Genomic DNA, 18,679 nt, shown 5'->3' with positions numbered 1-18,679 from the left:
TTCACTTCTCCCTTTCGAATAAATATCCACCAAATTGATTCTTCTCTAATCTAAACAATTTAGTCTCTTCGGGAATATGAATGAGTAATTCATCTTTATAGTTACCGAATTCCATTAGTTGATCTATAAATTCTGTAAATTGTATCGCATCTTCTTCATCCTTTTTGTTAGGACAATAACCTTCTAGTACTTCTAAGATTAATTTAAATAAGCTATAATCAACGTCCAAAAATGCTTTTCGAGACGCATCCCCACTATGAAATGCTATAGTAATGTTCGAAGTGAAACTAGACAACTTGCCTTGTTCGTTTTTCTTTAAATGATCAATATAGGGACTTAAACTCAAATACTGTGCAACTTTGAATTTCCCATTACTATTTATATAAATATATTTATTTTTCGGACTGCCTTTCCATGCATAGATTGCTTCGTGTGCTTTTTTATAAAATTCTTCTATCTTTTTAATGTCATAAGTATTAAATGAATATAAATAATTAAAATATTGATCGAATGACTTAGGTGCGATGTTTTCGTGAACTCTATCTGAAGTTAGAAATGCTGTTCTAATAACCGTTTTGAAGAATTCCTCTTCACTAGAGTATAGAAAATTCTCGCCCTCCTCTTTAAATTCACTCCTCAGTTTGGCTATCTGATCCAACCATTGATAAGAGATTTCTTCACTAATTAATTCATCAATGATATGATTCCAATCATCCAAAGTATTGAGTTCAATTAATATACTATCTGTCAAATTAGTTCTATAATTTATTGGATCAAGTTTATTGATAGACTTTAATATATAAGACCTTTCTTTTCGATCAAAAAGAAGGTTAGGAGTCGTATAATTTAATTTTTCGATAGGACCCCATTCAAATTCGTTTAACATGTCAAACTGTCGTGGAATAACTAAATCTGCTATTAGATTAAAAAGTGATCTAGCAGTAATAACCAATTTATCTTGGGCAATTGTATTTATTAGCAATCTAACAACTTTTTTTTGTACGTCCTTATTGGCCATAAATGAAAAATTTTCGTGTACAATTGATTTTAAATCTCTTTCTTCATCTAATTTATATGCTTGGTAAAAAGGATTGTTTTCACCAAAATTAAACACCTTATTAAAAATTCCAGAAAAGAATGATGAATCCGGACCATTCTCTGATAACTCAAAGGTTTGATAATCACTAAAACTAAGAATATTAAACTCATTCTCAGAATAATAAGCAGCAATGTCAGATTGAAACACATTACTATTCTCAATAAACTTTTTTAACTTATGGAAAGTCTTGTTACCGTGATCTGCCTCTAGAAAATTATTTAAAATACCTAAGTTAATAGCAATAATAATCTTGTCATTAGATTTATTTATTTTTTGATCCGAGAAACCATCAAGTTCATTATTTAAAGTATCGATGGCACTCTTGTGAGGATCAAAGCTTTCCGTAGCGTCATTATATATTTTATAATCTTCTATTAAATGCGCTTTCTTTTCCTTTAAGTATGATAATAAATGAGATTTACCATCTCCTACACTTCCGCTTAATAAAATTAAGGAAGGTCTGTTCTCTTGTCTAGTTAGTGAATTTTCTTTTTCTAACATTTTTTCTAGATCTAGCTGAATCTGACGGTCAACGTGTAAATAATCTTTTAATTCACTGAAGTTTTCTGGACTTTCTATAGCTTCTTGTGACGATTCTTGTAACCTTTTTAATTCTGTCACTAAATAGCTTTCAGTCTCTTTTAATTTATATTTAATTAGGTTAGTTTTTTTCTTACTTTCATCAGAGATGGACGATTCACTTTGAGTTTTATCTGCTTTATCTGATTTATCTGGTTCATCTACTCTTATATTTGTAAGGTTTGGATTGAAACCCTTTAATTGGTTTAACACCTCATTAACTAACTCTTCCTTACTATTAGAAGTAACCGTTGAAGGTTTGGGATTTCTATATTCAGGTACGCTTGTGTTTATCGAATAAACTTCTGCATACCACTTTGCAATTTGGTAGGTTGCTTTAAATACTTTTATTGCATCTTCAATATCATTGAAGTTAGAATTATGTGCTGCTCTATTTCCCAAACTCCTGATCGTATCCATAGACCTTTTTATTTCCTGAGTTAAATAACCCTCATTATCCAAATGAATGATTTTATCGAACAATTTATCGAATCTAAGTACAATACTTTCCTCATTAAAGACTTGATCTATTATTTCCTCTAATGTAATTCTTGCACTAATGCATGCAAATTGAGGATCTGTATAAATGTTATCTTCTATCTTCTTCGCACTTTGAAAAGCTTTAGGAACGAGACCATCTAGAAACTGAATTAAATATCCTTTACTCATATACATACTCTCCTATATGTAAAAGAATTTCCATAATATAATCTTATCATATTTACACTGTTTTAAATAACACATTGGCATATTAGTAACTAGTTGATTAAGAGAATATATATTTTTATCCTTCCTAATCAATAGAATAAAAACATTCTAGCAAATCACTTAGAATACCTTTATCAAATTAGCTATCAATACGTTTTCTAATGTATTTAGTTAACTAACCTATTCCTCATCAACTTCCTCGAAGCATTCCTCGGCAGTTCATCAATCTCATGAAACTCTTTCGGCACTTTATATTTCGCCAAGTTATTCTCACAGTGATCTTTCAAAGCTTCCGCTGAAAACGTCTCTTCATCACGAATTACGACGAATGCGACGGGTACTTGTCCCCATCGTTCATGTTCTTTCCCGACGACTCCTGCGTCTTTGACAGATGGGTGTGATTTTAATACGGATTCTATTTCTGCCGGATAAACGTTTTCACCTCCAGAAATGATCAGATCTTTTCTTCGATCGACTACATATAGGAATCCTTCTTCATCCAGATAACCTAAATCACCGGTTTTTAGCCAACCGTCGTGAATGGTTTCTTTGTTGGCGTCTGGGCGATTCCAGTAGCCTTTGGTAACGGATGGACCTTTCATGAGTATTTCACCGACTTCGCCAACCTGGCATTCTTCAGCATCATTCATGATTTTTAATTGCCCAGGAAATAACGGTTTGCCTGCAGAACCTAATTTTCTTAACGCATTTTCTTCATCTAGCGTACAAAATTGTGAGGCTGTTTCTGTCATCCCGTACGTTTGAAAGACAGGTATGCTTTTCTCCTTGCTCGATTCTAATAACGATTTCGACGCTGGTCCACCACCGAGTAACATGCAACGGAAGCTCTCTGGGTATGATTCATTTCCCAATCGTTCGACTAATTCTTCTAACATGACAGAAACGGCAGACATTGTCGTTACACCGTGATTCATGATGTCTTCGTGCACGCTTTCGACATCGAATCGCTCATGCAAGTGAGCGGGTATGCCGTATATCACACTACGGAATAAAATGGATAGTCCGCTCACATGGAATAGTGGTACACAAAGTAGCCAGCGGTCATCTGCATTTAGTCCAAGGTTTAAGACAGATCCATTCGCATTCCACCAATGGTTTCCGTAAGTAAGCTGAACGCCTTTTGGCAATCCAGTTGTTCCACTTGTATAGAGAACCGTCGTTATGTGGTCCAAATCGAATTCAGCGATACCTTCGTCTACCTTTCCTTCAAAAGAGAATTGCTCAAAAGACACGCTATGTAGATTGACTTCGACAGTTAGTTCATCGACGACGGATCGAAAGCCTTCTTGGAATAATAGGTGAGTCACTTCTCCGTCTTTTAGTTGAAATAAGAATTCATTGACGGATAAACGTGTATTTAATAGAAACATGACTGCACCAATCTTTTGCAGTGCATGAATCATGACAAACATTTCATAGCTATTTTTGGATAATACAGCAACATGGTCGCCTTCGTTTATTCCTTGTTGCTTCAGTTGATATGCATATTGACCTGCATGCTCGTTTAATTCTTTAAATGTATATCGTGTATCATCACTTAAAACAACCGCTTCTCGATCCGGTGTCATGGCAGCTCGTTTCTTCAGCCATTGTGGCATGATGGTCATTCTCTCATCCCCTTGCTGTGTATGTATATATATGTCTATTGTAACATTTGAAATGAAGAATTTGGTCGAAGTTTGACGGTTAAATATGTTATAGACTTTTAAGTTTTTGAGATTAAGATTGGTCTTTGTTCACATGAAGGGTTAGATTTGTTTCGTTCTTCGTCTGTCGTCTTCAAAAGAATCTTTCTTGCAGAGGGTATGTTAACAATCGAAATTATCAAGAACAGAATTCTAATCATTTTTTGGTAAAGATTCCAGTATCATCTTCGCCAATATTGTATATACTAGAGTATACATTTAGTGGTGGGAGTGTGGTATAATGGAGCCAAACGAGAAAACAAGGAGGTATCATATAACTGTGAAAGCACAAAAATGGGGAAATAGCATTGGAATTCGTATACCTTTTAAGTTAGCTGAGAAATATGGGATTGAAAAAGGAACAGAATTAGAAATTCAGGAAACGAATAATGGAATTTTTTTAAAACCAAAAGGTAAGCCAACTTTAGATGATCTACTAGCTCAATGTGAAGGTGAAAATCCTTATAATGAGTTTTTTAACAAATCAATCGGGAAGGAAGAATTATAATATGAAGGTTCCTGATCGAGGAGATTTTATATATTTAGACTTTTATCCACAAACAGGCACCGAGCAATCGGGCAGAAGGCCTGCTATTGTATTATCTCCAACGAAATTTAATCGTGTAACTGGTTATGCAACCGTTTGTCCTATTAGCGAAACAGAACGAGAATGGGGATTCAACATTCATATACCAGAAGGTTATGCTGTCGAAGGAGTTATCATTAGCGACCAAGTTAAAAATTTAGATTGGAAAACCAAAAATGCAAAAATAACAGGAAAAGCACCGAATGATCTTGTTAATAAGGTTGTTCAGGTGATACATACTTACATTTACGAAGAATAATAAATTAATGAACTTTTCACCTTACTTTTTTATTTCTCATTCCTCGCTCGAATCTCCAAAAATAATCCTTTAAAATGCTCGTCCACTTGCTCTACACGAAAGCCATTTTGTTTAATGCTTTCCAATGTATTGCGATTGAGATGGCAGCCATCGCACATTCGTTTCCAAATTGGTGTCACCACATCTTGAAGTTTTCCAACGAGTGGTTGATCTAGCCGGACGTGTTCCAAAAACAGTACGGGTGCTTCATATTTTGCCACACGTTTAATTTCTTGAAGGGCTTGGTCTAAATCAGTTACAGAGCAAAGCACCAACGTTCCGACAACGACATCAAAGGTATTGTCTTCAAAAGGTAAACGTTCAGCCGTTGCATCGATTAATTCAATTGATATAGCCGCCTCGCTTCGCTTTTTCTCTGAAAGCTCTCTCATCGATTTGTCCGGTTCAATGGCAATAACTTTTTCGGCGTTTTTATAATACGAAAAGTTTGCGCCTGTTCCCGAACCAATTTCCAAGATTGTTCCTTGTTGATTGGAGACAAGCTGTTTTCGAATTTTCCCGAAGCGTCTTTGTTCGACAGGCTTCATCACCCGGTCATAAGCTTTTGAAAATATTGATCCCATCTCTATCACTCTTTTACGTATTTTTTACTTATTCTTTTTCGAATTAAACATGATGGCAATAATAAAGATGATAAATACGGCGACAAAGATTGAAGAGTCCATTGTATTCACTCCGTTCTCTTTTTCGATTTGGGCCTATTTTATTTCGTATGATAATGAAAAAGACCACACCTAACCATAGATGTGATCTTTGTTTTCTGCGACTTATGGGAAGCGAGGGAACTGGTCGAAGTCCGGTTTGCGTTTTTCTTTAAATGCATCGCGGCCTTCTTTCGCTTCATCAGTTGTATAGTATAGTAGTGTTGCGTCTCCGCCCATTTGTTGCAGTCCTGCCAAGCCGTCTGTGTCAGCGTTGAAGGATGCTTTTAGGAAGCGTAGTGCAGTTGGTGATTTTTCGAGCATTTCGTTACACCATTGGATGGTTTCTTCTTCTAATTTTTCTAGAGGTACGACAGTGTTGACTAAGCCCATGTCTTCTGCTTCTTCTGCACTGTATTGACGGCATAAGTACCAGATTTCACGTGCTTTCTTATGTCCTACCATACGAGCAAGAAGTCCTGCGCCGTAACCAGCATCGAAGCTTCCTACTTTTGGTCCTGTTTGGCCGAATACAGCGTTGTCAGCAGCAATCGTCAAGTCACAGCATACGTGCAACACGTGGCCGCCTCCGATTGCATATCCGGAAACCATCGCAACGACTGGTTTAGGGATCACGCGAATCAAGCGCTGTAAGTCTAATACGTTCAAACGTGGCACTTCGTCTGTTCCTACATAACCACCGTGTCCACGGACAGACTGGTCTCCACCGGAACAGAATGCTTTGTCTCCTGCACCTGCAAGAACAATGACACCTACTTCTTTGTCATCACGTGCTCTTGTGAATGCATCGATCATTTCTTTTACCGTTAATGGCGTAAACGCGTTACGCTTTTCAGGACGGTTAATGGTGACTTTTGCGATTCCGTTGTACTTTTCGTAAATAATTTCTTTATAATCTCGAACTTTTGTCCATTCGACTGCCATATTGTTTTCCTCCTACGTATGTGTTTTATGCTTCATATGGATTTGTAAAAATTCACTTACTATTTTAACAAAAGAATGAAGATTTTCCACGTGAACTGCATGACCTGCTTCTTCAACAATATTTAATTCCGCTTGTGGCAAGCGTTCAGCCATTTTTTGATTGATTGTTGTAAATTTCTCATCGAGCTTGCCTGTAATTAAACATGTCGGAAGGTTCAGTTGTTCTAAACGATCCCATAATGACGGCATGACACCGGTTCCCATCGTTTGAAGCGATAGCGCAAGTCCGTGTTCCGTTTGAATGAGCCGTTCTTTTCGTATCGCTTTTTGGATATCGTTCGGTAACTGTTTTTGTGTTTCGAAGAGCGGGATGTTTTCCCAATAGTCGACAAAACGCTCAATTCCTTTTTCTTCAATAAATGCAGCCAGTTCTTCGTCTTTCTTTTTTCGCTCAGATCGTTCTTCTTCCGATTGAAGTCCTGGCGATGCACCGACCAAGGTTAAGCTTTTGACACGGTTCGGGTGCCGGTCTGCGAGAAGCATAGCGGTGCGGCCACCCATGGAATAACCGACGAGATGAAAGCGATTGAGCTCCAATTGATCGATGACTTCAATCAATTCATCGACATAGCCTTCCATCGTTTTTTCATCACGAATGATGGTTTTTCCATGTCCCGGCATATCTATTCCAATCCACTGACAAAGTACGTCTGATTGATTTACAAGGTTTTCCCATTGCTTAGCGGAACCGGTAAAGCCGTGTAGCAGGACGACCGGTTCGCCAGCACCTGCCAGCCGGACGAAGTATTGTTGATTTCCTACTGGTACAATCATTTCAATCAACCTTCTTTTTGAATACTTTCTGTGATGCGTTGCCATAACGCTCGGTGGTGTTGTTTATTTTCATCACGATCCGTTACGACTTCGATGATTTCCATTCCTGAAATTGCCTGTCTTACTAACTGTTGAAATTCTTCGGATGTTTTCGGCTGGTGATAACGATAGCCTACTGCTTCAGCCAATGTTTTGATCGGCGGGTTAAATGGCGTGCCGAACAATGTTTCAAAATGGTCCGCTTCAGTGTTTTGCGGCAAGAAAGAGAAGATTCCTCCTCCATTGTTGTTGACGACGACAACACGTAGATTCAGTTCATATTTTCTTGCGATAAATAATGCAGTGTAATCGTGTAAAAAGGATAGGTCGCCGAGAAATAGGGTTACGGAATTTCCTGTTGCTGCAAATCCAGTTGCTGTGGAGATTAATCCGTCAATACCGTTCGCTCCGCGGTTCCCATGGATTTGGATTTTTTCTTTTTTAGCGAGTGAGAACGTGTCCATGTCCCGGATTGGCATGCTGTTACCGACGAAAATAACGTCACCGGTGTTAGCCGCTTCGGTTAATTCATAGGCTACTTTGCCTTCAGTTAACTGTTCCCCTTCGACTGCTCCGCAAATCTCTTTCATCGCGATTTCATCCATTTTTGCCCACGTATCTAACCATGCCGGGTCACCGGTTAGTTGCACGGATGATTTCAGCATTTGCTGCACGAGTTCGTTCGGTTCGCTGTACACCATCGTCGTTTCCAAACTACTTGGTTCGCGGTATCCGCTCGCTTGATCGACAACGATATGATGTTTAAGCGGTACCGCTTGAATCCATTTCAAATAAGGCTTTGATACAGGCATCGCACCGAAGCGAAGGATGAAGTCTGGCTCTAGGCTAAGAGCGACTTCTTCATCTTTCAAAATAGCATCATACGAAGAAATGACTTTTGCGTTTCCGTTATTTCCATGACGTACATGTGATAATACGTCTGCGAAAATAGGAACGTTCCAGTGTTCTGCCAATTGGTGGATGGCTTCAACGTCTGTATCACCTGGCAATTCTCCGCATACGATGACGCCTTTTGATAAATCTTTTAGTTGACCGATCAATGTTTCGGTCTGACTTGGATGTAGCTGTTCATGGCCGGTGATTCCTGTTACATATTTTCCTGTCGCGTTGCCCCATATATTTTCTAATGTAAAATCCGGTATAAGCGGATCTCTAAATGGAAAGTTCAACTGGACGGCACCTGGTTGAGTCGCTTCCGCTTGGCTATACGCTCTTGCTGCTTGGCGTCTCGCATACGTAATGAGCGACGGGTCTGCTTCAGGGATTGCCATTTCATGAAAATATTTGACGTAATCGCCGTACATTTTAATTTGGTCGATTGCTTGCGGTGCCCCGTTATCACGAAGTTCATGCGGGCGGTCTGCTGTTAGGACGATCAATGGCACACGGCTATAATACGCTTCGACAATTGCCGGGTAATAGTTCGCCGCAGCCGTTCCGGATGTACAGACTAATGCGACGGGTTTCTGTTTTGATTTCGCCATCCCTAAGGCAAAAAATGCAGACGAGCGTTCATCAAAATGCACCCACTCCTGAATGGTTGGGTGCTCGGTAAAGGTCAATGCTAAGGGAGTCGAGCGAGAGCCCGGCGAAATGACGACATGTTCCATTCCGCTTTGGGCTAACTCATCGACAAAGTTGGTTAAATATCTAGACGCTTCTCCCATGTTCATTTACTGCGTACCTCCCAAAGCATCAAGCATTGGTATAAACTTGATCCGTGTTTCTTCGTATTCCGCTTGCGGGTCAGAATCTTTCACGACACCACAGCCTGCGAACAATGTCGCTTGATTTTCAGTAATAAGTCCAGAGCGAATCGCGACGGCAAATTCCCCGTCGAAATTTGCATCCAACCAACCGATCGGACCTGCATACCAACCGCGGTCAAACGGTTCTTTTTCATCGATAAATTGAAGGGCTTTGTCACGCGGCTCTCCGCCTAGTGCCGGTGTTGGATGTAGTTGTTTTACTAACTCCAGAATTGTTGCATCATTTTTCAATGTAGCAGTCACCGGCGTGAATAAGTGTTGCAAAGACTTCAATGGGTAAATGACCGGTGTATCAGGAATATCGAAGCTTTCGACATACGGCGCGACCGACTGTTTGATCATTTGCACGACATAGTCATGTTCTTCACGATTTTTCTTATCGTTTAACAGCTGCCACGCGAGCATTTCGTCATCGTCTTCAGTTTTCCCTCGAGCGGTCGTCCCGGCAAGGCAAGCCGATAGCAGTTCATTTCCTTTTACTTGGACGAGTCGTTCCGGTGTTGCACCGATAAAGGCATCGTTCTCTTGTTCAATAACAAATACGTAGCTATTCGTCTGTTTATCGATCATCCGTTCAATGACTTCAGCTAATGGAATTTTATGATCAAATAAGACGTCTGTTTTTCTCGCCAATACAACTTTTTCAAGTGCTTGTTCTCGAATGGTGTCAATGGCTTCATTTAATAATGTTTCCCAATGCTCATACGTAAATTGATCATTCATCGATTGCATTTTCGGCAATGCTTCTTCCATGATTGGTTTACTCAATACCTTTTTCATTTCGGTAAAACGGTTGGCGATTTCATTCACATTTGTTGTTTCATCAATCGTCGCGTGGTGCGTTAAATATGTCTGACCGTCTTGCTCCGTCAGCATCCATTTCGCTAAAATCATTTCTCCTGATGCGAATGCTTCCCAAGTGTCGTCTGTTTGATCGATGTGATCCATAAATGAAAAGCCGCCAAATAAAATGGGACCTGTCCCAGTTACGCTTTCGTCTGGAAGCGAGCAAGTTTCCAAATACGCTTCCCATTGCTCTCGAATGGACTGGAAACGGTCCTCTCCATTTTTGGGTTTCAAACGTTTATGTGCACCAACACCAGCAATTTGCATGTCACCGGTTGGATTTTTCCAAAAAATACGGTCACCTAAAAGCTGCGTTTTTTTGAAAAATTCGAGTGCAGATATTTCATTAATTGGTTCCACAAGTGAAACCTCTATTTGTGTTTGATTTATAAGATTAGCCGTTGCTTGATGTAATTGGTCATGCACGGATATTTTCTCGGTTTGAATCATGCATATTCCTCCACTTGTCCTCATTAAAAACGGTCCACCCTATATTGTAAGTCTTTTTGAGGATGTGGACAAGAATAAGCACTGATTCGAAGGTTGGGAGGCTGAGGAAATGAAGAGAGGATTTTCATGTTTTGGCTTATTAACCGATAATGTTTTTCACTCTGCCGACTTGTCCGTCTTGTAGTCGCACTTTAATCCCGTGCGGATGTTGAGGTGACTTTGTCAGTAAGTCTTTTACAATTCCACGCGTCGTGTTTCCAGTTCGTTGGTCTTGTTTTAGAACGATATCGACCTCTAGTCCGGGTTTAATGTTTTTGCGTTCTTGTCCGTTCATCTGTTCACTTCCTTTTTGTCTTCGTGATTCGGTTTAGTTTACTGTATTCGTGTTTCAAAATCAAATGGGTAAGTTGACGATGTAATGATTTCTTCACGTTTTTCGACGGCTTTGCTCGTTTTTTCGATGTCTCCGCTCGGTTTTTCGGCGGCTGCGATTTATTTATTGGCGGCTCTTCACCATTTATCGGCGGGTTCGATCCGTTTATTGGCGGCTTTTCACCATTTATCAGCGGGTTCGATCCGTTTATTGGCGGCTTTTTACGATTTATCGGCGGCTTCCGTCAGTTTTTCAACGGCTTCACACGGCTTATAAGAAGAACGATGTTACCCATAGGACATGTACGGCTGTAACGTTGCCTTTCTAATAAGCTTCGAAAGTTGTTCACATTGACATCCAAGTAGGCATTCTCTAAACTTATTTTAGATTAATCAACGTATTATTTGGGAGAGAGGGAATTGTTTCATGTCCAGCGATAAATCCATCCGAGATGCACTTCAAGAAAAATCGGGCTTTCAAGTGTGGTGGCGGATGATCCGACCACATACATTGACGGCATCTTTTGCACCTGTTTTTATTGGCACGATGATTGCCAGTTTGGAGACAGGCATTCATTTTGGCTTGTTTATTGCCATGCTATTGGCTTCGATGTTAATCCAAGCAGCAACGAATATGTTTAATGAATACTATGATTTCAAAAAAGGACTCGATAATGATCAGTCCGTTGGTATCGGTGGAACCATTGTTCGTGATGGTGTTTCACCAGAACGAGTCCGGAATTTGGCCTTTATCTTTTATGGAATTGCCGTTTTATTAGGTTTCTACATTTGTTTAGAAACGACGTTCTGGATTGCGGTCATCGGCTCCGTCAGTATGTTATTTGGTTATTTATATACCGGTGGTCCGATTCCGATCGCCTATACGCCATTCGGTGAGCTTTTCTCCGGATTTTTTATGGGAACAGTCATTATTGGCATTAGTTTTTTCATTCAAACAGGAGATGTCACTGGCGAATTACTGTTATTGACGATTCCGATCGCCGTATTAATTGGCGCGATTTTGCTTGCCAATAATATTCGCGACTTGGAAGGCGACAAGGAGCACGGCAGGAAGACGCTTGCGATTTTAGTCGGCCGAGACAATGCAATTCGTGTTCTTGCAGGATTTTTCATTTTTGCTTATCTATGTGCCGTTATTTTTATGGCGATCGGCATGATGCCTATCTGGGGTCTAATTGTGTTCCTCAGTGCGAAAAAAGCATTTGATGCGGTGAAAACATTTAAAGAAAATGACACTCCTCTTCAAATGATGCCTGCGATGAAATATACCGCACAGACGAATACGTTTTATGGTTTGTTATATGGATTATCTTTCTTGCTTGCTCATGTTTTTACACTCTAAATCGAATAAGTTCTTGTAAAAAGGGAAAATTGAGAGGGGCTACTGAAAATGAATTTAGATGGTACATTGTTTGAAACGTTAGGAATTGAGGTATTAGAAGGAACAAAAGAGAAAGTGGTTTTATCCATGCCTGTCACACCTACTGTTCATCAACCAATGGGCTACTTGCATGGAGGAGCCTCTGTCGCTTTAGCTGAATCCGCCGCAAGCGTCGGTGGTTTTCTCAATGTCGATTCGGAAAAATATAATGTCTTTGGAATTGAAATTAATGCCAACCACATCAAAAGCAAACGTGATGGAACGATTTATGCTTATGCGACACCAAGACATGTAGGACGAACGACGATGGTATGGGAAATAGAAATCAAGGACGAAAACGATCAATTGATTTGTTTATCACGTTGCACAGTTGGAGTGGTGGCAAAATAACAAATCAGGAGTGATTTAATTTATGGACGAGCAAGTTTTGAAAAAATTAAAAAATAAACTTGAACATGAAAAACGCGATTTGGAGGAACGAATCGATAACTATTTAAATCAAGAAGATTTAATGGAAGGATCTGTCGGAGAACTGAACTCCTTCGACGAGACACATCCTGGCGATCAAGGGACAGAGCTTTTTGAACGTGAAAAAGATATGACACTCTATCACCGTGATAAGCAGCAGCTTGAAGAAGTCAATCATGCATTAGAGAAAATAGATGCAGGCACATACGGTATTTGCGAAGAAACCGGGAAAGAAATTCCGGTTGAACGCTTGAAAGCTGTGCCAACTGCACGTACGGTAGTTTCAGAAGCAGAATAAAATTCGTTTCAAAAGCAGCTCATTACAGTGGGCTGTTTTTTATTTTGCCGATTTTATTGACAGTTAGATTGTCAGTATCAACAGTTACAGTGAGCTTATCGACAGTCAGAGCGCCTGTACCAACTGTTACAACGCACTTATCGACAGTCAGAACGCTCCTTTCAACAGTTACAACACGCTTATCGACAGTTAGCACTCCCCTATCAACAGTTAAACTCCTCTGTTCAATACATTTAATAATTTCAAGGCAATCTGGTTAAAATATCCGTGAGTCGCTACATACAAGGGTGGTTTACTATGTTTCAACAATTGCTGCGGACATATTTTCAGTTACCGACGTTGTTTCGATTGGTTATAACGGTTCTATCTTTTTTGCTTTTGTTTGGAACGGTTATTTTTTTAGTAGAACCGGAGCAATTCAATACGATTTTCGAGGGAATTTGGTGGGCATTCATTACGGGTACAACGATTGGCTATGGAGATTATGCTCCAGTGACGATGCTCGGCAGATTGTTGACGATGATTATGATTTTATTAGGTGGAGGGTTGGTGGCCTACTATATGGTTGCTGTATCGAATGAAACACAGAAAAAAGAGCGGGAGTTTCATCAAGGAAAGGTTACGTATCAAGGGAAGGGGCACATCATTATTGTCGGATGGAATGAGCGAACGCGGAGGCTCATTTATTTGTTTAAAGAGAATAATCAGAAGCCGCCAGCTATTGTGCTCGTTGACCGGACATGTCGCTCAAATCCTTTACCGCTCACATTCGTTCATTTTATTAAAGGGGATCCTACTGTTGATGAAACGTGGCAGCAGGCGAACATCGATGAAGCTGAAAAAATAATTATTACGGCTGATCAATCATTGAAAGAAGTAGAAGCTGATTATCGTTCGACTTTATTGACAATTACAGCTCGTGGAATCCACACAGATATTCCTATTTTCACAGAAGTGTTGACTGAGCAACAAAAAAATAATGTTCAACGTGCTGGAGCAACAGAAGTCATTTGTACAAATGAAACGACGAGCTTACTCATTTACCAAGAAATGCTTGGATCGGGACATGCAAAAACATTTGATTATTTGGCTTCCGTATTGTCCACACAGAAGTTGCATCTACAGTCCATCTCAAAAAAATGGGAAGGCCATACGATTCTCGAACTGACCCATCAATTACAAAAAGAAGGTAAGCTCCTGCTTGGGTTGGTGCGTGAAGAAGAACGAATCATTAATCCAGATCCGAATGAAAAAATCCAAGCAGGTGACCAAGGAATTTACATGGATTGATCTATTGCAGTAATGCTTTTTCGACTTGTTCAATCACTCGTTCCGCTTCTTCCATTAATGCTGCATCTAAGGCGACGTCCGCTTCTGTTTTAGTTACTGCAGAGGATAGGTTTGCTGAAAGTCCTTCCGCTGCCAATCCTTCTTCAAACGACTGTGACATAATATACGGCTTAGCAATTCGGACTTTTGCTGCTGGTTCATTGAAATGACCAATTTCAATGTAAATCGGAATACGTAAAAACGCTCGCCCTCCATGTGGTTGATGTAACGGGTAATCAATCGAACCTTTTTCAAACTCAATGTCCTCGTTCTCAAAACCTAAGCGGGACAAGATATAAGATAAATCTTTATAATCATACACTTGATTTTCAATTCCAGAGTGAATCGGATACATTTTGGTTCACCAACTTTTCTAAGTTTGTTTGTTATTATATACGGCTAAAAAGTTATCATGTCACCAATTTTATGTAAAAACATTTTAAGCACACAAAAAACCAGCCGTGAACGCGTCACGACTGGTTTCGAAATTTTATAATGACTTACTTAAAATCGCATGCACATCTTCTTCATGAAGTGTTCTGAAGTTACCGAATGGTCCGTTTGCCATTGCTTTTTCGACCATTACGTCTAATTGTGAATCATCGATATCATAATCAGCAAGTCGAGTTGGTGCTCCAAGTGCTGTCCAGAATTTACGTAGGCGGTCTATTCCTTCTTGACCGACTTGCTCATCCGATTTACCTGTTGGATCGACGCCGAGAACACGGACGGCCATTTGCTTAAATCGTTCTGTATGAACATGCAAGTTATGCTCCATCCAGTTCGGGAAGAGAATTGCTAGACCTCCTGCGTGAGGGATGTCATATACAGCTGACACGGCATGTTCAATATTGTGTGTCGCCCAATCGCCTCGATAGCCCATTTGGAGGAAGCCATTCAGCGCAAGTGTACCTGCATACATAATCGTTTCACGGTACTCATATGATTCCAAGTTTTTAAGTAACTTCGGTGCCGTTTCAATGATCGTCCGAAGAATACCTTCTGCCATCCGGTCTTGTACCGGTGCGTTCGTTGGCTTATGGAAGTAATCCTCTAAAATATGGCTCATCATATCGACGATGCCGTATACGGTCTGCTCTCTCGGTACTGAATACGTATGAACGGGATCAAGAATCGAGAATAATGGCCACGTATACTGTGAACCCCACCCGTATTTCTCGTTCGTTTCCCAATTTGTAATAACCGAGCCTCGGTTCATCTCAGAACCCGTTGCAGCAGCAGTCAAGACAGTTCCAAACGGCAATCCACCTGGTGCTTGTACTTTTCGGGTAACTAAGTCCCAAGCGTCCCCGTCATATTTGGCACCGACGGCAATTGACTTTGTACAGTCAATAACACTGCCGCCACCAACTGCTAAAATAAAGTCAATATTATGTTGTTTACACAAATCAGCACCACGGTTAACCGTTGTAATTCGTGGGTTTGGTTCAACACCTGCAAGCTCAAAAACTTCATAGTTCTCGAGTTTTTTCATAACATTTGAGTAAATTCCGTTCCGTTTAATGCTGCCGCCACCATAGACAACTAACACACGCTCAACACCATCCGGAATTAACTTCGGTAGCTTTTCAAGTTGACCACGTCCAAAGACTAATTGTACGGGATTATGAAACTGAAAATTTTCCATATGCTAATCTCCTTTCAACTTAACGTTCACCAATGTATTGCTGGTTCTATTATGTTTAAAAATCCTGCTGAAATCAAAAAAAGTGTCCTCTGTAAATGAAAAAATTACAAAAGACACACTTTTATGTTAGCGACGGAAAGTTTTCTCGCGCTCTTTTGATTGTTCGATCCAATCTTCTAGCTTATCTTTCAACACGTTGAAACCGCCAGAATCTTCTTCTGTTGACTGTGCAACAGGTGCTTGGCGTTTCTGAGTTTGCGCTTGTGGTTTTTCCTGCGTCGCGCGGATTGATAAAGAATATTTATTGTTTTCTTCATCAACATTCAATACTTTTACAGTTACTTCGTCGCCTACAGACAAATGCTCGTTAATATCTTTTACAAAACCATGAGTTACCTCAGAAATATGCACGAGACCTTGTGTTTGGTCGCCAATTTCAACAAATGCGCCGTATGGCTTGATTCCAGTGACTTTTCCTTCAATCACTTGTCCTTCTTGGATGTTACTCATCATATACAACTCCTAATTCTAAACTTTTTACACAGTTAGTTATTTTATCACACTTTGTCGAATGAATCAAAAGTTGGCAGATTGGTTCTAGTTGCGTTTTTGGTGTGATTTCCAGATGTATTTATAAAAATTCAAAATAAAATTAAATTTTTTTATAAAAAGTGGTTTATTTTTTGTTTAAATGGTTATACATAGTAATGTAATACTTTCTCGTATTCCCCCTTTGGCAAAGTGGATTCCCCCGCTTTGCCATTTTTTTTGCTTTAAATTATGATAGACGTATAGATCAATAAGGGGGAGTTACGATGAAAGAAATCTTCGAACAAGGAATCAATCGTGAAAACACAAATTCAGCAAAATGGGATGCACGAGAAAAATTCTTTGGTACGAGTGATGTTTTGCCGATGTGGGTGGCTGACATGGATTTCGCCGCACCGCCTACGTTGAAAGATGCGTTGATTAAACGTGCTGAACATAACGCATACGGCTACACAATTCAAAATGATGAGTTATTACATAGTATCGAAAACTGGGTGCAAGGACGTCATCAAACGAATATTGATACAGATTTACTAAGCTTTAGCCCGGGTGTCATCCCTGGTCTACACGCAGTGATTCAAGTCTTCACCGAAGAGAATGATCAAATTGTTATTCAACCGCCTGTGTATCCGCCGTTTTTCTCAGTAATTGAAACGCATAATCGAACAATTGTCGAAAACCCACTCGTACTAGGTGACAATGGTTATGAAATGAATTTCGTTGAGCTTGAAGAACTATTCAAAGCAGGCGCGAAAGCTCTCCTTCTTTGTAGTCCTCATAATCCTGTCGGTCGCGTATGGACGGAAGAGGAAATGAAGAAAGTAACAGACCTTTGTGTGAAATATGATGTGCTGTTGTTTTCTGACGAGATTCATGCAGATATCGTTTTCTCTAAGTCTGAGCACTTCCCTGCAATTCGAGTAAATGAAAAGGTGAAAGAATTGACCTTTACATTGATGGCTCCCTCCAAGACGTTTAACATCGCTGGATTGCAAGGTTCATTTATTCTTTCACCTAACGAAGAACAAAAAGAAAAGCTCGACAAACAACTTCAAAAGCAAGGCATCGGCATGTTAAATACATTTGCCTATACAGCTATGCAGACGGTATATGAAACTGGCGATGAGTGGCTAGAAGAACTAAATAAGACGTTAGAGAATAACCGTGATCTCGTTAAAAATATGTTCGAAGAGAGTGGTCTTCCAATTCGTACGGTTTCATCTGAGGGGACGTATCTTGTCTGGATTGATTTTCGTGAAACAGATACACCTCACGATGAGTTGAAGAAGATTTTGATTGAAGAAGCAAAAGTTGGTTTAAATGATGGCACGACATTCGGAAAACAAGGTGAGCAATTTATGCGGATGAACATCGCAGCACCACACTCTACTGTGGAAGATGGAGTCAATCGGATTATTGAAGCTTTTTCTGAATAAGATAACAAACAAAAGACGCACAGAGGTTCTCTGTGCGTCTTTTATGTGCCATTAACAAAGAATGATGTGCTCGATGTTTGGCTTTCTAGAACTAGTCTATTTCTATGGCTGGTTAGGAAAAGCTATTCTGCTACTTGATTGTTCCTTCTGAAAACTTCTTTTTTCTTTCTCTAAAATTTTTTGTATCTTATTTTTGTAACGGTCTTTATGGGCATTTCTTTTTAATCTTTCAGTATTTAGATAGCCGATTTCGTAACGAACATCTTTATTATGAACAATAAGTTCGCGATGTTTTTCATCTTTCATTAATGCTTGGAACCATTGGGTTCTTTTCAGGACTTTTAAATTATTACTAATATCATTTGTATCTACATCTGGATAAGGAGCCGAAAAACTAATATAGCCTAAAATATCAAGTAATACTTTCTTTAGTTTCAAGATCGCAACTCCTCCTTGTTAGAATTATTACAATCTTTTATTAGAATTCATATTCAATATAATCGCCCGTTCGTATAGTTGAACTTTTTTATTCTTCTACACCTATTCGTTTTTTTTTTATGGTACCGTCAATAAGTTTGTGTAAAAAAGTAGGGTGATCCGGTGGAGGGTTATTTCCCCTCCTCGCTTTCGGTCTG

Annotated in this window: 20 protein-coding genes; 8 read left to right on the top strand and 12 right to left on the bottom strand. The window is 39.6% G+C overall.

Annotation, left to right across the window (positions count from 1 at the left end; all coding sequences use genetic code 11):
- Window position 1: 1 nt before the first annotated feature.
- Window positions 2–2,347: a DNA phosphorothioation-dependent restriction protein DptF gene (gene dptF, locus FPQ13_RS10730; RefSeq protein WP_186279656.1), complete on the bottom strand. Its 2,346-nt coding sequence runs from the start codon at window positions 2,345–2,347 to the stop codon at window positions 2–4.
- A 206-nt stretch (window positions 2,348–2,553) separates the two neighbouring features.
- On the bottom strand, window positions 2,554–4,014 hold the full coding sequence (locus FPQ13_RS10725; RefSeq protein ID WP_144089330.1) for an o-succinylbenzoate--CoA ligase: 1,461 nt from the start codon (window positions 4,012–4,014) through the stop codon (window positions 2,554–2,556).
- 358 nt (window positions 4,015–4,372) lie between these two features.
- On the opposite strand from FPQ13_RS10725, the gene FPQ13_RS10720 reads away from it, so the two are divergent.
- Window positions 4,373–4,600, top strand: a complete 228-nt coding sequence (locus tag FPQ13_RS10720) for an AbrB/MazE/SpoVT family DNA-binding domain-containing protein (RefSeq protein ID WP_246065487.1) — start codon at window positions 4,373–4,375, stop codon at window positions 4,598–4,600.
- 1 nt (window position 4,601) lies between these two features.
- A complete protein-coding gene (locus tag FPQ13_RS10715) occupies window positions 4,602–4,937 on the top strand; it encodes a type II toxin-antitoxin system PemK/MazF family toxin (RefSeq protein WP_144089328.1) in 336 nt (111 codons plus the stop codon).
- Between the two features lie 29 nt (window positions 4,938–4,966).
- Here the strand turns inward: FPQ13_RS10715 and FPQ13_RS10710 are convergent, their stop codons facing one another.
- From FPQ13_RS10710 to FPQ13_RS10685, 6 genes are all read right to left on the bottom strand, one after another.
- Window positions 4,967–5,560 carry a class I SAM-dependent methyltransferase gene (locus tag FPQ13_RS10710; RefSeq protein ID WP_144089327.1) on the bottom strand — a complete coding sequence of 198 codons (594 nt, stop codon included), beginning with the start codon at window positions 5,558–5,560 and terminating at the stop codon, window positions 4,967–4,969.
- Between the two features lie 204 nt (window positions 5,561–5,764).
- A complete protein-coding gene (gene menB, locus FPQ13_RS10705) occupies window positions 5,765–6,583 on the bottom strand; it encodes a 1,4-dihydroxy-2-naphthoyl-CoA synthase (protein ID WP_144089326.1) in 819 nt (272 codons plus the stop codon).
- A gap of 12 nt (window positions 6,584–6,595) precedes the next feature.
- Entirely contained in the window at window positions 6,596–7,417 is an 822-nt protein-coding gene (gene menH, locus FPQ13_RS10700; protein ID WP_144089325.1) for a 2-succinyl-6-hydroxy-2,4-cyclohexadiene-1-carboxylate synthase, read from the bottom strand.
- 5 nt (window positions 7,418–7,422) lie between these two features.
- Window positions 7,423–9,150 carry a 2-succinyl-5-enolpyruvyl-6-hydroxy-3-cyclohexene-1-carboxylic-acid synthase gene (gene menD / locus FPQ13_RS10695; protein WP_144089324.1) on the bottom strand — a complete coding sequence of 576 codons (1,728 nt, stop codon included), beginning with the start codon at window positions 9,148–9,150 and terminating at the stop codon, window positions 7,423–7,425.
- On the bottom strand, window positions 9,151–10,542 hold the full coding sequence (locus FPQ13_RS10690) for an isochorismate synthase (protein ID WP_186279655.1): 1,392 nt from the start codon (window positions 10,540–10,542) through the stop codon (window positions 9,151–9,153).
- A 139-nt stretch (window positions 10,543–10,681) separates the two neighbouring features.
- A complete protein-coding gene (locus FPQ13_RS10685; protein ID WP_144089322.1) occupies window positions 10,682–10,876 on the bottom strand; it encodes a YwbE family protein in 195 nt (64 codons plus the stop codon).
- Between the two features lie 84 nt (window positions 10,877–10,960).
- Here FPQ13_RS10685 and FPQ13_RS10680 point away from each other — a divergent pair, with 84 nt between their 5' ends.
- The 5 genes from FPQ13_RS10680 to FPQ13_RS10660 all read left to right on the top strand — a co-directional run bounded on the left by FPQ13_RS10680 (window position 10,961) and on the right by FPQ13_RS10660 (window position 14,372).
- Window positions 10,961–11,191, top strand: coding sequence for a hypothetical protein (locus FPQ13_RS10680; protein ID WP_144089321.1), 231 nt, complete (start codon window positions 10,961–10,963; stop codon window positions 11,189–11,191).
- A 150-nt stretch (window positions 11,192–11,341) separates the two neighbouring features.
- Complete coding sequence (locus FPQ13_RS10675) at window positions 11,342–12,277, top strand: 1,4-dihydroxy-2-naphthoate polyprenyltransferase (protein WP_144089320.1); 936 nt, start codon at window positions 11,342–11,344, stop codon at window positions 12,275–12,277.
- Window positions 12,278–12,325: 48 nt separating this feature from the next.
- The gene (locus FPQ13_RS10670) at window positions 12,326–12,706 is read left to right on the top strand and encodes a hotdog fold thioesterase (RefSeq protein WP_144089319.1); all 381 of its coding nucleotides are present in this window, start codon (window positions 12,326–12,328) and stop codon (window positions 12,704–12,706) included.
- A gap of 22 nt (window positions 12,707–12,728) precedes the next feature.
- Window positions 12,729–13,082 (top strand): TraR/DksA C4-type zinc finger protein, encoded by a 354-nt coding sequence (locus FPQ13_RS10665; RefSeq protein WP_144089318.1) that lies wholly within the window; start codon window positions 12,729–12,731, stop codon window positions 13,080–13,082.
- Between the two features lie 267 nt (window positions 13,083–13,349).
- Window positions 13,350–14,372: a potassium channel family protein gene (locus FPQ13_RS10660; RefSeq protein WP_281281210.1), complete on the top strand. Its 1,023-nt coding sequence runs from the start codon at window positions 13,350–13,352 to the stop codon at window positions 14,370–14,372.
- A 1-nt stretch (window position 14,373) separates the two neighbouring features.
- On the opposite strand, the gene FPQ13_RS10655 is transcribed toward FPQ13_RS10660, so the two are convergent.
- The 3 genes from FPQ13_RS10655 to yugI form a co-directional block, all read right to left on the bottom strand.
- Complete coding sequence (locus FPQ13_RS10655; RefSeq protein ID WP_144089316.1) at window positions 14,374–14,766, bottom strand: YugN family protein; 393 nt, start codon at window positions 14,764–14,766, stop codon at window positions 14,374–14,376.
- Window positions 14,767–14,901: 135 nt separating this feature from the next.
- Complete coding sequence (locus tag FPQ13_RS10650; protein ID WP_144089315.1) at window positions 14,902–16,059, bottom strand: iron-containing alcohol dehydrogenase; 1,158 nt, start codon at window positions 16,057–16,059, stop codon at window positions 14,902–14,904.
- 126 nt (window positions 16,060–16,185) lie between these two features.
- Window positions 16,186–16,572 carry a S1 domain-containing post-transcriptional regulator GSP13 gene (yugI, locus tag FPQ13_RS10645; protein WP_144089314.1) on the bottom strand — a complete coding sequence of 129 codons (387 nt, stop codon included), beginning with the start codon at window positions 16,570–16,572 and terminating at the stop codon, window positions 16,186–16,188.
- A gap of 302 nt (window positions 16,573–16,874) precedes the next feature.
- Between yugI and FPQ13_RS10640 the strand changes: the two genes are divergently transcribed.
- Window positions 16,875–18,044 (top strand): MalY/PatB family protein, encoded by a 1,170-nt coding sequence (locus FPQ13_RS10640; RefSeq protein ID WP_144089313.1) that lies wholly within the window; start codon window positions 16,875–16,877, stop codon window positions 18,042–18,044.
- Between the two features lie 102 nt (window positions 18,045–18,146).
- On the opposite strand, the gene FPQ13_RS10635 is transcribed toward FPQ13_RS10640, so the two are convergent.
- Window positions 18,147–18,482, bottom strand: a complete 336-nt coding sequence (locus FPQ13_RS10635; RefSeq protein WP_144089312.1) for a hypothetical protein — start codon at window positions 18,480–18,482, stop codon at window positions 18,147–18,149.
- Window positions 18,483–18,679 lie beyond the last annotated feature (197 nt).

This window comes from Allobacillus salarius (assembly GCF_007559425.1).
Lineage (GTDB): Bacteria > Bacillota > Bacilli > Bacillales > Alkalibacillaceae > Allobacillus > Allobacillus salarius.
The sequence above is the reverse complement of the archived record's forward strand: the minus strand, read 5'-3'. Positions and strand labels throughout refer to the sequence as shown.

Coding starts and splice junctions, on each gene's coding strand:
- FPQ13_RS10670 (WP_144089319.1), top strand. CDS start 12,326: ATGAATTTAGATGGTACATTGTTTGAAACGTTAGGAATTGAGGTATTA.
- FPQ13_RS10715 (WP_144089328.1), top strand. CDS start 4,602: ATGAAGGTTCCTGATCGAGGAGATTTTATATATTTAGACTTTTATCCA.
- FPQ13_RS10650 (WP_144089315.1), bottom strand. CDS start 16,059: ATGGAAAATTTTCAGTTTCATAATCCCGTACAATTAGTCTTTGGACGT.
- FPQ13_RS10690 (WP_186279655.1), bottom strand. CDS start 10,542: ATGATTCAAACCGAGAAAATATCCGTGCATGACCAATTACATCAAGCA.
- yugI (WP_144089314.1), bottom strand. CDS start 16,572: ATGATGAGTAACATCCAAGAAGGACAAGTGATTGAAGGAAAAGTCACT.
- dptF (WP_186279656.1), bottom strand. CDS start 2,347: ATGAGTAAAGGATATTTAATTCAGTTTCTAGATGGTCTCGTTCCTAAA.
- FPQ13_RS10675 (WP_144089320.1), top strand. CDS start 11,342: ATGTCCAGCGATAAATCCATCCGAGATGCACTTCAAGAAAAATCGGGC.
- menH (WP_144089325.1), bottom strand. CDS start 7,417: ATGATTGTACCAGTAGGAAATCAACAATACTTCGTCCGGCTGGCAGGT.
- FPQ13_RS10655 (WP_144089316.1), bottom strand. CDS start 14,766: ATGTATCCGATTCACTCTGGAATTGAAAATCAAGTGTATGATTATAAA.
- FPQ13_RS10710 (WP_144089327.1), bottom strand. CDS start 5,560: ATGGGATCAATATTTTCAAAAGCTTATGACCGGGTGATGAAGCCTGTC.
- FPQ13_RS10725 (WP_144089330.1), bottom strand. CDS start 4,014: ATGACCATCATGCCACAATGGCTGAAGAAACGAGCTGCCATGACACCG.
- FPQ13_RS10680 (WP_144089321.1), top strand. CDS start 10,961: ATGATTTCTTCACGTTTTTCGACGGCTTTGCTCGTTTTTTCGATGTCT.
- FPQ13_RS10640 (WP_144089313.1), top strand. CDS start 16,875: ATGAAAGAAATCTTCGAACAAGGAATCAATCGTGAAAACACAAATTCA.
- menB (WP_144089326.1), bottom strand. CDS start 6,583: ATGGCAGTCGAATGGACAAAAGTTCGAGATTATAAAGAAATTATTTAC.
- FPQ13_RS10665 (WP_144089318.1), top strand. CDS start 12,729: ATGGACGAGCAAGTTTTGAAAAAATTAAAAAATAAACTTGAACATGAA.
- FPQ13_RS10685 (WP_144089322.1), bottom strand. CDS start 10,876: ATGAACGGACAAGAACGCAAAAACATTAAACCCGGACTAGAGGTCGAT.
- menD (WP_144089324.1), bottom strand. CDS start 9,150: ATGAACATGGGAGAAGCGTCTAGATATTTAACCAACTTTGTCGATGAG.